The sequence below is a fragment of the Rhodococcus triatomae genome (assembly GCF_014217785.1).
Classification (GTDB): Bacteria; Actinomycetota; Actinomycetes; order Mycobacteriales; family Mycobacteriaceae; genus Rhodococcus_F; species Rhodococcus_F triatomae.
In genome coordinates this window covers 2,919,254-2,932,656 of sequence record NZ_CP048814.1, presented here as the reverse complement: position 1 = coordinate 2,932,656, position 13,403 = coordinate 2,919,254, and the positions used below count along the sequence as shown (strand labels likewise).

General features: G+C 68.9%; 16 protein-coding genes and 1 riboswitch. Of the genes, 12 read left to right on the top strand and 4 right to left on the bottom strand.

Annotated elements, in window-relative coordinates; all coding sequences use genetic code 11:
* The first annotated feature begins 245 nt into the window (after positions 1-245).
* The 8 genes from G4H71_RS13785 (at position 246) to G4H71_RS13750 (ending at position 7,162) form a co-directional block, all read left to right on the top strand.
* A complete protein-coding gene (locus G4H71_RS13785; RefSeq protein WP_072739421.1) occupies positions 246-734 on the top strand; it encodes a flavin reductase family protein in 489 nt (162 codons plus the stop codon).
* A 62-nt stretch (positions 735-796) separates the two neighbouring features.
* Positions 797-873, top strand: a riboswitch (Fluoride riboswitch).
* Between the two features lie 15 nt (positions 874-888).
* On the top strand, positions 889-1,332 hold the full coding sequence (locus G4H71_RS13780) for a fluoride efflux transporter FluC (protein ID WP_072739422.1): 444 nt from the start codon (positions 889-891) through the stop codon (positions 1,330-1,332).
* On the top strand, positions 1,329-1,694 hold the full coding sequence (gene crcB / locus G4H71_RS13775; RefSeq protein WP_072739423.1) for a fluoride efflux transporter CrcB: 366 nt from the start codon (positions 1,329-1,331) through the stop codon (positions 1,692-1,694). The genes G4H71_RS13780 and crcB overlap by 4 nt, the downstream gene beginning before the upstream one ends.
* A gap of 139 nt (positions 1,695-1,833) precedes the next feature.
* Entirely contained in the window at positions 1,834-3,015 is a 1,182-nt protein-coding gene (locus G4H71_RS13770; protein WP_072739425.1) for a 3-ketosteroid-9-alpha-monooxygenase, oxygenase component, read from the top strand.
* 28 nt (positions 3,016-3,043) lie between these two features.
* Positions 3,044-4,225 (top strand): acyl-CoA dehydrogenase family protein, encoded by a 1,182-nt coding sequence (locus G4H71_RS13765; RefSeq protein ID WP_072739426.1) that lies wholly within the window; start codon positions 3,044-3,046, stop codon positions 4,223-4,225.
* 96 nt (positions 4,226-4,321) lie between these two features.
* Positions 4,322-5,227, top strand: coding sequence for a biphenyl-2,3-diol 1,2-dioxygenase (bphC, locus tag G4H71_RS13760; RefSeq protein ID WP_072739428.1), 906 nt, complete (start codon positions 4,322-4,324; stop codon positions 5,225-5,227).
* Positions 5,228-5,381: 154 nt separating this feature from the next.
* Entirely contained in the window at positions 5,382-6,167 is a 786-nt protein-coding gene (locus G4H71_RS13755; RefSeq protein ID WP_072739430.1) for an IclR family transcriptional regulator, read from the top strand.
* The gene (locus G4H71_RS13750; protein ID WP_072739527.1) at positions 6,164-7,162 is read left to right on the top strand and encodes an alpha/beta hydrolase; all 999 of its coding nucleotides are present in this window, start codon (positions 6,164-6,166) and stop codon (positions 7,160-7,162) included. Before G4H71_RS13755 ends, G4H71_RS13750 begins: the two co-directional genes overlap by 4 nt.
* On the opposite strand, the gene G4H71_RS13745 is transcribed toward G4H71_RS13750, so the two are convergent.
* Positions 7,142-7,762: a PadR family transcriptional regulator gene (locus G4H71_RS13745; protein WP_083343256.1), complete on the bottom strand. Its 621-nt coding sequence runs from the start codon at positions 7,760-7,762 to the stop codon at positions 7,142-7,144. The two genes, G4H71_RS13750 and G4H71_RS13745, sit on opposite strands and share 21 nt — an antisense overlap.
* 191 nt (positions 7,763-7,953) lie before the next feature.
* Here G4H71_RS13745 and G4H71_RS13740 point away from each other — a divergent pair, with 191 nt between their 5' ends.
* Genes G4H71_RS13740 through G4H71_RS13725 form a run of 4 tightly spaced genes read left to right on the top strand, consistent with a single transcriptional unit; the run spans position 7,954 to position 10,481 of the window.
* Positions 7,954-8,334 carry a nuclear transport factor 2 family protein gene (locus G4H71_RS13740; RefSeq protein WP_072739433.1) on the top strand — a complete coding sequence of 127 codons (381 nt, stop codon included), beginning with the start codon at positions 7,954-7,956 and terminating at the stop codon, positions 8,332-8,334.
* Positions 8,335-8,385: 51 nt separating this feature from the next.
* Positions 8,386-8,640 (top strand): hypothetical protein, encoded by a 255-nt coding sequence (locus G4H71_RS13735; protein WP_072739434.1) that lies wholly within the window; start codon positions 8,386-8,388, stop codon positions 8,638-8,640.
* 8 nt (positions 8,641-8,648) lie between these two features.
* Complete coding sequence (locus tag G4H71_RS13730) at positions 8,649-9,824, top strand: oxidoreductase (RefSeq protein ID WP_072739436.1); 1,176 nt, start codon at positions 8,649-8,651, stop codon at positions 9,822-9,824.
* A 9-nt stretch (positions 9,825-9,833) separates the two neighbouring features.
* On the top strand, positions 9,834-10,481 hold the full coding sequence (locus tag G4H71_RS13725) for an NAD(P)-dependent oxidoreductase (protein WP_072739438.1): 648 nt from the start codon (positions 9,834-9,836) through the stop codon (positions 10,479-10,481).
* A 9-nt stretch (positions 10,482-10,490) separates the two neighbouring features.
* Here G4H71_RS13725 and G4H71_RS13720 read toward each other — a convergent pair whose 3' ends face one another.
* From G4H71_RS13720 to G4H71_RS13710, 3 genes are read right to left on the bottom strand one after another with little or no spacing between them, the layout of a single operon-like run.
* Entirely contained in the window at positions 10,491-11,627 is a 1,137-nt protein-coding gene (locus G4H71_RS13720) for a lipase family protein (RefSeq protein ID WP_169847182.1), read from the bottom strand.
* 57 nt (positions 11,628-11,684) lie between these two features.
* A complete protein-coding gene (locus tag G4H71_RS13715; protein WP_072739441.1) occupies positions 11,685-12,515 on the bottom strand; it encodes a mycofactocin-coupled SDR family oxidoreductase in 831 nt (276 codons plus the stop codon).
* 1 nt (position 12,516) lies between these two features.
* Positions 12,517-13,314 carry a mycofactocin-coupled SDR family oxidoreductase gene (locus G4H71_RS13710; protein WP_072739443.1) on the bottom strand — a complete coding sequence of 266 codons (798 nt, stop codon included), beginning with the start codon at positions 13,312-13,314 and terminating at the stop codon, positions 12,517-12,519.
* Between the last annotated feature and the right edge of the window lie 89 nt (positions 13,315-13,403).

Sequence of the window (13,403 nt, the reverse complement as noted above, 5' to 3'; positions counted from 1 at the left end):
GATAGCCGCTTCTGCCCAAAACTGAAACCTGTTCTATTACAGTCGGGGGTTGCCGTGGAGACCCTCCGGACGCTCCCCGGTCGGTGTCGGCGCACCTTCGGTCGGGGGTGCGCCGACACGAACCGGAGAGCGCTGCCATGGCAGGGGGCGTGGCAGGGGCAGCCTCCCGACCAGCGAGACGCCACCTTGGCCCGGACCGGGGGATCGGGGACGGTGAGGTGATGCACCCTCCGGGAAGGACCAGAATGCCGCTCGAGCCCGCACTCGACACCACCCTGCTGCGCTCCGTCATGAGCAACTTCTGCACGGGTGTCACGGTGATCACCGCACACGACGGCAGTGTGCCGCTCGGTTTCGCCTGCCAATCGCTGACGTCGGTGTCCCTCGACCCGCCGCTGGTGTCCTTCTGCCCGGCACGCACGTCGCGGAGCTGGCCGAGGCTGCGGGAGGTGGGGACCCTGTGCATCAACGTCCTCGCCCACGACCAGCGCCCGGAATGCGCATCGTTCGCGACCAGCGGCGACGACAAGTTCGCCGGCATCGACTGGACGAGAGCAGGAAACGGTGCGCCCGCGCTGAGCGGAGCACTCGCCAGGATCGAGGTCACGGTCGAGGACGAGCACGACGCCGGCGACCACACCATCGTCGTCGCCCGGGTCGGCAACCTGGAGGTCCTGCGCGAGGACGGCCCACTCCTGTTCTACCGCGGCGGGTACGGACGGTTCGAGGGATAGCCGCCGGCACGCATCGACACCACGCACGGAGACACAGCACGCAGCGACACCGCACGGGCTACAATCGTGACGGCGATGGATCTCCGCCGGGGCACCTGCCCGAACCGCCTCACCCGAGGCTGATGGCTCCTTTCCCACCGGAAGGAGTGCGCCCGTGTCCGAGTTGCCGCCCGCGCCGGGACCACTGCATCTGCGCCCGGCGGCGATCGCCGCCGTCGCGGTGGGTGGCCTGCTCGGTACGTGGTGCCGCTACCAACTCGGCATCCATCTTCCCCCGGCCGAGGGGCACTGGCCGACGGCGACATTCGTCGCCAACCTCGTCGGCGCGTTCCTGCTCGGCATCCTCCTCGAATCGCTCGCCTCGGCGGGTGACGACACCGGACGCCGGCGCACCCTCCGACTGGCCGGCGGGACGGGCTTCCTCGGTGCGTTCACCACCTACAGCGCTCTCGCGGTGGAGACGAATCTGCTCGCCCGGGACGGCCACACCGGGCTCGCCGCCGGGTATCTCGCAGGGTCCGCGATGCTCGGGCTGCTCACCGCCACGCTGGGGATCGTCCTCGCCGGCGTCGCGCGCGAACGCAGGTCCCGCCGATGATCGCGCTGTGGGTCGCGCTGGCCGGCAGCCTCGGTGCCGTCGCGCGCTTCGTCGTCGACGGCGTCGTCCGTTCCCGGTGGGCCGGGGCGTTTCCCTGGGGCACCGTCGTCGTGAACGTCAGCGGGTCACTGCTGCTCGGCATCGCCACCGGCCTCGTACTGTTCCACGGCGCGCCGTCGGAGGTCACCCTGGTGGTGGGGGTCGGGTTCTGCGGCGGCTACACCACATTCAGCACCGCGAGCCTCGAATCGGTGCGGCTGATCGCGAACCGGCAGTTCACCGTCGCACTCGCGGCCACGCTCGGCACGATGCTCGTCACCACCGCGGCCGCCGCCCTCGGACTGGCCGTCACGGCCCTCTGACGATCACGCTTCCCTCCGGGCATTCCACCCAGCGGGAGGGAGGGTTTCTCCCGGCACCGACCCTGGCGAATTATGAGCCACATCACAGGCTCGGGTCCAGGATGTACCGAGTCCCGGATGCACCACGGAGGAATCACCGATGGCCCCCACCACTTCCACCACCGTCCACGGATCCGCTTCGGATGCCGAAGAGATCCGCATGATCGAGGCCGCTGCCGCGCCCACCCGCTTCGCGCGGGGCTGGCATCTGCTCGGCCTGGTCCGCGATTTCACGGACGGACAACCTCATCAGATCGACGCCTTCGGCACCTCGCTGGTCGTCTTCGCGGACAGTGCGGGAACGCTCAACGTCCTGGACGCCTACTGCCGACACATGGGTGGCAACCTGGCCCGCGGCACCGTCAAGGGTGACGACATCGCGTGTCCGTTCCACGACTGGCGCTGGAACGGCAAGGGACGCTGCAGTTCCATCCCGTACGCACGGCGTGTCCCGCCGCTGGCCCGCACCCGCGCCTGGACGACGCTCGAGCGCAACGGGCAGCTGTTCGTCTGGCACGACCCGCAGGGCAACCCTCCGCCGGAGGGCGTCACGATTCCGCACATCGAGGGCTACGGCACCGACGAGTGGACGGACTGGAGCTGGAAGACCCTTCGGATCAAGGGCTCCCACTGCCGCGAGATCGTGGACAACGTCGTGGACATGGCCCACTTCTTCTACATCCACTACTCGTTCCCCCGGTACTTCAAGAACGTCTTCGAGGGGCACGTCGCCACCCAGTACATGAACTCCACCGGGCGCGAGGACGTCATCAGCGGCACCAACTACGACGATCCGAACGCGGTGCTGAAGTCGGAGGCGTCCTACTTCGGGCCGTCCTACATGATCGACTGGCTCGAATCCGAGGCCAACGGCCAGACCATCAACACCGTCCTCATCAACTGCCACTACCCGGTGAGCAACAACGAGTTCGTGCTGCAGTACGGCGCCATCGTCAAGAAGCTCCCCGGTCTGTCCGAGGAGGAGGCGGCCGGCATGGCCGCCCAGTTCGCCGAAGGCGTCGAGATGGGTTTCGAGCAGGACGTCGAGATCTGGAAGAACAAGGCGCCCATCGACAATCCGCTCCTCTCCGAGGAGGACGGGCCGGTCTACCAGTTGCGCCGCTGGTACAGCCAGTTCTACACGGACGTCGAGAACCTCACCGACGACATGACCAACCGTTTCGAGTTCGAGATCGACACGACCCGAGCCGTCGACAGCTGGAAGCAGGAGGTCGCCGAGAACATCGCCTCCGGCAACACCATCGCCTCCCCCATGAGCTGACCCGCCACATCGAGAAGAAGGCACGATCATGAGTTACGAAGTCCTGGAACGGCTCGACCAGGTCGCCGACGACCTGTTCGTCGAGGGTGAGGAAGCCGAACGGCTCGGACGTCTGGCCGACGCCACCGCGAAGCGGATGAAGGATGCCGGCAGCATCCGGATGCTCCAGCCCAAGGAGTACGGCGGCTACGAGGTACATCCGCGCGAGTTCGCCGAGGCGGTGATGCGCACCGCGTCGCTCAATCCGTCGGCGGGGTGGGTGCACGGCATCGTCGGCGTCCACCCCTGGCAGTTGGCGTTCGCCGACCCGAAGGTGCAGGAGGAGATCTGGGGGCATGACAACGACACGTGGATGGCGTCGCCGTACATGCCGGGCGGGATGTGCGTTCCGGTCGACGGCGGATACACATTCTCCGGTAAGTGGTCCTTCTCCTCGGGCACCGATCACTGCGACTGGGCGTTCCTGGGCGCCTTCGCCTGCAATCCGGACGGCAGCATGGAGCAACCGCCCCGGATGCTGCACGTGATCATCCCGCGCAGCGACTACGAGATCATCGAGGACTCGTGGGACGTGATGGGCCTGCGCGGCACCGGTTCGAAGGACCTGGTGGTCCGTGACGCCTTCGTTCCCGAATACCGGGTGATGGACTGCGACGCGGTGATCGACGGCTCCGCGGTCCGCGAGTACGGGCGCACCGAGACGCTGTACCTGATGCCGTGGTCCACCATGTTCCCGCTCGGCATCACCGCCGCCACGATCGGCATCGCCGAGGGAATGATGCACCAGGCCAACGTGTACCAGGCCGAACGGATCAACGCCCAGGGCACCAAGATCAAGGACGATCCCTACACCTTGTTCGCGATCGGTGAGGCGACCTCCTCCCTCCAGGCCGCGCGGGATTCCCTGCTCGCCCAGGTCGACCGGATGTGGGACCTCGTGGATTCCGGCCGCACACCGACGTTCGAGCAGCGTGCCGTCGGCCGTCGCACCCAGGTGTCCGCGGCGTGGCAGGCGATCCGCGCCATCGACGAGATCTACCCGCGCTGCGGCGGCAACGCCCTGCGCATGGACAAGCCGCTGCAACGGTTCTGGCGGGACGCGCATGCCGGCCTGCACCACGCGATCCACGTGCCGGGCACGGTGTTCCACGCGACGACGCTGAGCTCGCTCGGCGCCGATCCGCAGGGCCCCCTCCGCTCGATGATCTAGCCCACCCACCACACCCGATGATCTAGCCCACCCACCACACCCGATGATCTGGCCCACCCACCACACCCGTACACCGAAACACGAAAGACAAGGCACATGACCGATCTGAAAGCTCTGGGCTACGTCAAGATCCAGACCACCGACATGGACCGCTGGCGCACGTTCGCGTTCGACGTCCTCGGATTCGCCGAGGGCGACGGGCCCGACGAGAATGCGCTGTACCTCCGCATGGACGAACGCGCCGCCCGCATCGTCGTGGTTCCCGGCGACAGCGACGAGGTGGTGAGCGTGGGCTGGGAGGTTCGCGACCACGCCGCGCTCGAGCGGGTCCGCCAGTCGGTCGAGAGGGCCGGCGTCGCCGTCAAACCGCTGTCCCTCGAGGAGGCCGACGCACGCAGGGTCGAGGAAGTGATCACCTTCCAGGATCCCGGCGGCACGACGCTCGAGGTCTTCCACGGCGCGGTCCTCGACCACAGCCCGGTCGTCACCCCGTTCGGGGCGCGATTCGTGACCGGCGCCCAGGGTCTCGGCCACGTCGTCCTGCCGGTGCTGGACGCGAATGCCTCGTTCGAGTTCTACACCGACGTCCTGGGATTCCTCCCCCGCGGCGCCTTCCGCATCCCGGCTCCGCCCGAGTTCGGCCCCGTCCGAATCCGTTTCATGGGCATCAACGAGCGCCATCACAGCCTGGCGCTGTGCCCCGCGCCGCACGGCGGCGCACCCGGGCTGATCCACGTGATGGTCGAGGTGGACACGCTCGACGCGGTGGGACAGGCACTCGACCGGGTCCTGAAGGACGGCTTCTCGCTGTCGTCGACACTCGGGCGGCACACCAACGACAAGATGGTCTCGTTCTACGTCCGTGCTCCCGGTGGATGGGACATCGAGTTCGGCACCGAGGGCATGAAGGTCGACGAGAACTACTACTCGGCCGAGGAGATCACCGCCGACTCCTACTGGGGTCACGACTGGTCAGGGAGTGAACCCCTCGCGGCGATGTAGCCCACCCTCACTCGGAGAAAGCCCCGCGGTCCACTACGGACCGCGGGGTTTTCTTCGTGACTCACTTCACAATCGTCAGGTATCGTGAGACTATTCCTAATCGAAACAGCCACGTCACAGGGTTTTGCATCGTTGCGCCTGCAAAGGAGATCTCATGACGATCCAGATGATCGATCCTCGGCCCACACCCGCGAAGACCGAGAACGCCGCACCCACCGCGATCCTCGACCGTGTGTCGCTGGTACTCGACGCCTTCGACGGCCCCGGCCGGCTGACACTCGCCCAGGTGGTCAAGCGCACCGGCCTGCCGCGCTCCTCCGCCCACCGCATGCTCGACCAACTCGTCCACATGCGGTGGCTGCGCCGGGAGGGCCGCGACTACGAACTCGGCATGCGGCTGATCGAACTGGGGTCCCTGGCAGTCCATCAGGACCGGCTGCACGCCGCCGCGATCCCGACCCTGCACGAGTTGCATCGCGTCACCGGCTTCGTCGTGCACCTCGCCGTCCTCGACGGCCCCGACATCGTCTACCTGGAGAAGATCGGAGGACGCCTCAGCGCCTCGGTGCCGACCCGGGTCGGCTATCGCCGCCCGGCCCGGGCCACCGCGGTGGGCAAGGCCCTGCTGGCCTCGGCGATACACGGAGACACCCGCGACCCGGAGCTGGCCAAGGTTCGCGAGCGCGGGGTCGCCTTCGAACGCGAGGAGTCCCTGCGCGGTTTCTCCTGTATCGGTGCCCCGGTGGGGCCGGAGGGCGAGGCAGTCGCAGCGATCTCGATCTGTGGCCCGGTCACGCACATGAAGCTCGACCACAAGCTGGCCGCGCCGGTGCGGATGGCGGCCGGTGCCATCTGGCGGGGCTACGAGGCGAGCCGGGTCCACGTGACACCGACGCTGCAACGCCGCGGCACCGGACTGTGGTCGGGGCGCGCCCGATGACCACTCACCCCGATTCCTCCCTCTACCCCGACTCACTGCACCCGGAGACCCGGGCGATGCTGGAGACCCTCGAGGCCGGGTTCCCGAAGCTCGAGACGATGACCGGGCCCGCCGCCCGGGAACTGATCCGGTCCAGGCGCGTACCCAACCCGCACCCCGAGCCGGTCGGATCGGTGAGCGAACACGTCCTCGACGGCCCCGGCGGCGCGCTCCGTGTGCGGCTGTACCGTCCCGTCATCGCGGCCACCACCGCTACCGCCGAGCCGACACCTGCCGTGGTCTTCGCCCACGGCGGCGGATTCGTGTTCTGCGATCTGGACACCCACGACGACCTGTGCCGGTCGTTGTGCAACGGCACCGACGCGACGATCGTCTCGGTGGACTACCGCCTCGCCCCGGAACACCCCGGCCCCGCAGCGGCCGACGACGTCCACGCCGCGTTCCGGTGGGTCCACGAGCGTGCCGCGGAGCTGGGGATCGATCCGGCGCGGATCGCCCTCGCCGGCGACAGTGCCGGGGGGAATCTCGCGGCGGTCACCGCCGTGCGCGCCCGGGACGAGGGCGGGCCGACGCCGAGTGCCCAGATCCTGCTCTACCCGGTGATCGACGACGACTTCGACACCGACTCGTATCGGCGGTACGGCCACGGCTACTACAACACGCGTGCCGCCATGCAGTGGTACTGGCGCCAGTACGCGCCTGGGGGAGCGACGTCGTCGCGCCTGTCGGTGTCCCGGGCGGAGAGCCTGAGCGGCCTCGCCTCGGCGCTGATCGTCACCGCCGGGCTCGATCCACTCCGCGACGAGGGCGACGCCTATGCGGAACGGCTCACGCGCGAGGGCGTGCCCACGGTGCACCGTCGCTACGACGGGCTGTTCCACGGATTCCTCACGTTTCCCGCGCTCGGCACGACGTTCGCGCCTCGTGCGGAGATCCTGAGTCTGGCCCGGACGTTGCTCGGCCGGGGAGCGGGATCAGCTCCGGGTGGTGTGTAGCGCTTCGACGATGTCCTCGACCGTCTTCCAACTGCCCGGGTCGTTCGGCTGCGGTAGCCCGCTGTCCTCGACGACCCGGGCTTCGGCGAACGCCTCTGCGGCCTCGTCGATCTCGTCGAACATCTGCTCCGCCAGCTCGATCTCGGCGTCGAAGTAGCGCACCGCCCAGCGCAGACTCATCCTCGGGTACGCCCATGCCGGCTCTCGGGTGGAGTGCTCGGCGTGCAACGCCGCCCGGGCGCGGAGCTCGCGCATGTTCTCGATGTGGGCGCGCACCAACGACTTGAGATGTTCGGGATCACTGAGGTGCCCCAGCCACAGCCGCAGCATCACACCGTGCTTGAGCACCGGGATCTCCACCGGGGCACCGCGTGACCAGGACCGTACGGCGTCGGTGCCCGCCGGGGTGATCGCATACAGACGGCGGCCGCGGACGCCCGGTTCGGACACCACGTGCGAGGTCACCAGACCGAGCGTCTCGAGCTTCTTCAGCTCTCCGTACACCTGGCTGACCGAGGGGCTCCAGTAGAAGAATCCGACGCTCCAGTCGACCCATTTCTTGAGATCGTTGCCCGTCAGTTCCTCGCCGAACGCGAGCATGCCGAGTACGGCCCAGCTGGTGGCGGGCAGCGGCGGATACGTCGGTTCCGCACCGTCGGTCGGCGTGTGCACTCTTGCGAGCCTACAACCGAAACACCCCGGCGAGGTGCACCCCGCTCACGGTGCAAGGCCTGTCCCGCTCGGCGGGACAGGCGCCTGTGCAGGCGGTTCTCCGGGGCTAGCGTGCACCCATGACCGCACCGCAGACCACCGACGTGATCACCGACACCGTCCGCCGCTACCTCGACGCCGTCGCGACCGGCACGGCCGCACAGATCGCCGGCCTCTACGCGCCCGACGCGACGGTCGAGGATCCGGTCGGCAGCGCCCCGCACCGTGGCACGGAGGCCGTCACGGCCTTCTACGCCGCCCTGGAGAACCTCCGGCGATCGACGGAGCTGCTGGCACTGCGCGTCGCCGGGAACGAGGCTGCGTTCCACTTCCGGGTGCGCACCGAGATCGACGGCAACGCACACGTGATCGAACCGATCGACGTCATGACGTTCGACGACGAAGGGCGGATCACCTCGATGCGCGCGTTCTGGTCCGCGGCCGACATGCGCCAGGCCTGACCACCCCACCCGATCGGTGTCACCGCCGATCGCTGTCACCTCGGAGGCACCGTGCAACCCATCTCCTGCCGCAACTGCGGAAACCGCGTCCTGGTGGAGAAGTACAGCAACGAGCACACCAGCGTGCAGTGGCTCTCCGATGCCGAATCCGCCTGCCCCGAGTTCTCCCGGCGTGCCGCACTGGGTGAATCCAGCAGGGAGATACCGACCTGCCCGTCGCTGCGGCAGTCGATCGACGAGCAGGCATACGAGGGCGCGTTGGCCCTGTCGTTGCGCAGCTACCCGACACCCGGCCGACTCGACTAGGAGTTCTCGTGACCGCCCAGCCCGACGTCCTCGCGCCCGCCCGACTCGGACCGATCACCCTGCGCAACCGCATCATCAAGGCCGCCACCTTCGAAGGTCGCACTCCGGGAGCGCTGGTCAGCGACGACCTCATCGAGTACCACCGGGCGCCTTCGGCCGGTGGCGTGGGGATGACGACGGTCGCCTACTGCGCCGTTGCCCCGGAGGGCCGCACCGAGGACGGCCAGATCTGGATGCGGCCCGAGGCCGTTCCCGGGCTGCGCCGACTCACCGATGCGGTGCACGCCGAGGGTGCCGCCGCGTCCGCGCAGCTCGGCCACGCCGGCCCGGTGGGCAACCAGCGGCTCACCGGCCACCGGGCGCTGGCACCGTCACGGTCGTTCAGCCCGCTCAGCATGCGGCCGATCCACGCCGCCACGGTCGACGACATCGAGCGGATCCGGCGCGCGCACGGCACGGCCGCCGAGCTGGCGATCGAATCGGGGTTCGACGCCGTCGAAATCCACTTCGGACACAACTATTTCGCCAGCTCGTTCCTGAGCCCCAAACTCAACCATCGCAAGGACGACTACGGTGGCTCGCTGGCGAATCGGGCCCGGGTGGTCCGCGAGGTGGCGCGCACCGTCCGCGACACCGTCGGCGATCGGATCGCCGTCCTCGCCAAACTGAGCATGGACGACGGGGTGCCCGGCGGGTTCTGGCTGGACGAGGCGATCCAGGTGGCGAAGTGGCTCGAGGAGGACGGCTCCCTCGACGCGATCGAACTCACCATCGGCAGCTCACTGCTCAATCCGATGTACCTGTTCAAGGGCGACGCCCCCATCCACGAGTTCGCCGGGGTCATGCCGCAGCCGCTCAAGACGGGAATCAAGCTGGTGGGCAGCAAGTTCCTGCATGCGTACCCGTATCGCGACCTGTTCATGCTCGAGGACGCGCGGCAGATCCGGGCCGCCGTCTCGATGCCGCTGGTGCTGCTCGGTGGCGTCACCGATCGCGCCGGAATGGACACCGCGATGGCGGAGGGTTTCGAGTTCGTCGCGATGGCCCGTGCCCTGCTGCGCGAACCCGATCTCGTCAACCGCATCGCGAAGGAACCCGACACCCGGTCGCTGTGTATCCACTGCAACAAGTGCATGCCGACGATTTACACCGGAGCCCGGTGTGTCCTCGTCGATCCGGTCTAGCATCGGGGAATGACCACCATCGCCGTCATCGGGGCCACCGGATTCGCCGGCGGACACATCACCGCCGAAGCACTCGCTCGCGGCTACGACGTCATCGCCGTCGCGCGCGACACCGACGGCCTCACTCCCGGCGAACACCTCACGCTCCGCCCCGGCGACCTGTTCGACGCCCTGTTCGTGGAGGCACTGGCCCGGGACGCGGACGTGGTGGTCCTCGCCGTACCGGGCCGGGAGATCCGAGGGCGCAAGGCCGTCGACGCGGTCCCGGCCCTCACCGACGCCGTCGTCGAGTACCGCAGGCGCCTCGGTGTCGTCAGCGGCGCGGCGTCGCTGCAGGTGAGTGCGGACGGGCCGCGACTGATCGACACTCCCGACTTCCCCGACGAGTATCGGCCCGAGGCGCTCGGCACCTGGGCGGTCCTGGACGAACTCGAACGCACGCTGGAGAACGTCAACTGGTTCGCGGTCAGTCCGTCCGCCGTGTTCGGGCGCGATCAGGACGTGCCCGCACGCGGCACGTACCGGCTCGGCGGCGACGTCCTCCTCACCGAGCCGGACGGCAACTCCTCGATCGCCGGGGCGGATTTCGCCACGGCCTTCGTCGACGAGATCGCCAGCCCGACGCACTATCGGGAGCGGTTCACCGTCGGATACTGACCGGCCCCCTTACGCCGGGGCGAGAATCCCGGCGAGGTACGGCAGCAACTGCGGCCAGGACGCGTCCACGATCCCGCCGTGCTCCACGTCGTACGTATGGAATTCGTACTGCGTACCGGCCACCTGGAACTCGCCGAGCAGTGCCAGCGTGGTGACGACGGGAACGGTGGTGTCGGCGTATCCGTGGGTGACGAGGACCGGCCGGTCGTAGCCGGCGGTCGGTACCGCCATGTACTGCTGGAGCCGGGATGCGAGTTCGCCGTCGAAGGCCGGCCTGGTCATGAGGGACCCGAGAGATGCTCCGCCGACGCGGTCGCCCCAGTCCTGCACGCACAGGGTCTCCAGACCGTCCACCAGTTCCGCGCCCGTGGGGGTGAGATACGCGGCCAGGTCGAGATCCGGTGCGGCGACCCGCAGGCCGGCCAGGGCGGCTGCGAAGTAGGCGGTGGCGCCGTCCAGCCCGGGGATCTCGGGCACGTACGGGCCGACCAGGGCGAAGGCCTTGTCGATGTTGGTCGCGGGCGCGAGCGCCGCGGTTCCCCGGAAGTCGAGTTCCGGCGCGCGCGATCCGGCGAGGTGCCCGGCGTTGAGCGCCGCGTGCCCGCCCTGGGACACGCCGACGACGGCCCAGGTGTCGGACAGATCGGGGTTCGCCGACACCGCTGCGCGGACCAGGTCGACGGTGGCGGTCGCCTCGGTGCGCGAATGGAGGTAGGGGTGCGGCGTCTCGGCCGTCGGCCCGAGCCCGAGGTAGTCCGGCGCCACCACGGCATAGCCCTGGTCCTGGAAGCGGGCGACGATGTCCGCGTCGTACCGGCCGTCCGTGGCGGTGAATCCGCACTGCGGCGCGAGCCCGCTGGTTCCGTGTCCCCAGGCGATCACGGGCCAGCCGCCGGGCGGCGGCGCCCCCTCGGGAACGAGCACGGCGCCCGAGGCGACAGTGGTTCCGCCGGTGGGTGATTCCGTCGTGTACTCGACGTACCAGGCTCGATCCGAGCCCGCCCAGCCCGGTGGGCGGGGCTCGTACGCCGTGACCGTGCCGTGCTCTGCCGCGGGCTCGGCCGTAGCCGTCACTCCGGGAAGAACGGTCACGGCGGCACTCGCGACCAGGAGGGTGGCCACGGACAGGACTCGTCGAACCGTCACCCCGCGATGGTATCGGCGGCGGACGATCCTCGACGGAGGTTCCGGCCGTTCGGCGATTCAGCGCTGGGTACTGCCCGCATCCACCGGTAGGGCCACCGAGGTGATGTACCTGGCCTCGTCGGAGGCGAGGAAGAGGCTGGCATTCGCCACGTCCTCGGGCTCGATCCAGGGGACCTGGAGCATGTTCATCGAGGTGGCTGCCTCGGCGAACTCCTCGATCGTGGGATTCTCACGGTCCGGGCGGAACACCCGCCGCACCGAATCGTTCTGGATCACCGTCGTGTTCACGTTCGTGGGATGGACGGTGTTGACCCGGACCCGGTGCGGCGCGAGTTCCTTCGCCAGCGCGCGCATGAGTCCCACCACTCCGTGCTTGGCCGCCGTGTAGTGCGCGACCCCGACCAGCCCGCGCAGTCCGGCGATCGAGCTGGTGAGAATCATCGATCCCCCACCACGATCGATCAGGTGTGGGGCCGTCGCCGTGCAGGTGTGCCAGACGCCGGTGAGGTTCACGTCGAGCATCGTCTGCCAGGTGGTCTCGTCCAGGTCCAGCGCCGGGCCCGAGGAACTGATTCCCGCCGTCGCGCAGACGATGTCCAGCCCGCCGAGCGAGTGCGCGCTCCGTGTCACCGCGGTCCGCAGGGCCTCCAGGTCGCGGACGTCCACCACGTGCGGCTCCACCCGCCGCCCCGCAGCCCGGATCGCGGACACGGTCTCGTCCAGATCCGCACGTCCGGAGGGCGGGGTGACGACGGTGTCGATCGGTCCGCACACGTCCACGGCGACGATGTCGGCACCTTCCTGCGCGAATCGCACGGCCTGCGCCCGCCCGATACCTCGCGCCGCTCCCGTGACCAGCGCGATCTTTCCGTCCAGTCGTCCACTCATCTCATACCTTCTGGGTCAGGCCGGCGTCGACGACGAGTTGTCCACCGGTCATGTATCGGGAGTCGTCGCACGCGAGGAAGAGCACGGCGTTGCTCACGTCCACCGGATCCACCCAGGGGACGGGCAGCAGGTTGCGCGCCGCCAGCACCGCCGCCGCATCGGCCTCGGTGGGATGCTCCACGTCCGGGCACAGGTTGGCGAAGACGCGGTCGTTGATGATCATCGGTGTGCGCACCGAACCCGGATGCACGGTGTTGACCCGGATCGACCGGGGACCGAGCTCGTTGGCCAGCGTGCGCGCCAGCCCGACCACCGCATGCTTGGCCGCAGAGTAGTGCGATGCCGAGGCGATCCCCTTCAGACCCGCGGTGGAGCTGACGAGCACCACGGACCCGCCGTGCGAGAAGTGTTCGACTCCGGCACGAACGGTGTTCCACGCCCCGGTGAGGTTGACGTCCAGCGACCGCTTCCAGGTGCCCGGATCGATGGTCCACGACGGGCCGGGGGTGTCGTACACACCCGCGTTCGCGACGACGACGTCGAGGCCGCCGAGGGTTCGGGCTCCCGGTTCGACGGCGGCACGCAGCGCCGACATGTCCCGGATGTCCGCGGTGGCCGCGATGCAGGTCCGGCCGGACGCCCGGACCAGATCGACGGTTTCGTCCAGATCGGCCTGCGCGCCGCCGAGGTCGAGTGCGACGATGTCCGCTCCTGCCGCGGCCAGGGTCACGCAGTGGCTGCGCCCCATGCCTCCGGCGGCGCCGGTCACCAGCACACGAGCGTCCTTCATTCGTTGCACGACAGAGCCTTTCGTGTGACGGTCGGTATCGGTGGAGACTATCGGGGAATGCACCGCCCGCACGGGCGCTCTCCCGGCGAGTGGGAGGT

Coding starts and splice junctions, on each gene's coding strand:
- G4H71_RS13785 (WP_072739421.1), top strand. CDS start 246: ATGCCGCTCGAGCCCGCACTCGACACCACCCTGCTGCGCTCCGTCATG.
- crcB (WP_072739423.1), top strand. CDS start 1,329: ATGATCGCGCTGTGGGTCGCGCTGGCCGGCAGCCTCGGTGCCGTCGCG.
- G4H71_RS13770 (WP_072739425.1), top strand. CDS start 1,834: ATGGCCCCCACCACTTCCACCACCGTCCACGGATCCGCTTCGGATGCC.
- G4H71_RS13765 (WP_072739426.1), top strand. CDS start 3,044: ATGAGTTACGAAGTCCTGGAACGGCTCGACCAGGTCGCCGACGACCTG.
- bphC (WP_072739428.1), top strand. CDS start 4,322: ATGACCGATCTGAAAGCTCTGGGCTACGTCAAGATCCAGACCACCGAC.
- G4H71_RS13755 (WP_072739430.1), top strand. CDS start 5,382: ATGACGATCCAGATGATCGATCCTCGGCCCACACCCGCGAAGACCGAG.
- G4H71_RS13750 (WP_072739527.1), top strand. CDS start 6,164: ATGACCACTCACCCCGATTCCTCCCTCTACCCCGACTCACTGCACCCG.
- G4H71_RS13745 (WP_083343256.1), bottom strand. CDS start 7,762: ATGCTCGCGTTCGGCGAGGAACTGACGGGCAACGATCTCAAGAAATGG.
- G4H71_RS13740 (WP_072739433.1), top strand. CDS start 7,954: ATGACCGCACCGCAGACCACCGACGTGATCACCGACACCGTCCGCCGC.
- G4H71_RS13725 (WP_072739438.1), top strand. CDS start 9,834: ATGACCACCATCGCCGTCATCGGGGCCACCGGATTCGCCGGCGGACAC.
- G4H71_RS13715 (WP_072739441.1), bottom strand. CDS start 12,515: ATGAGTGGACGACTGGACGGAAAGATCGCGCTGGTCACGGGAGCGGCG.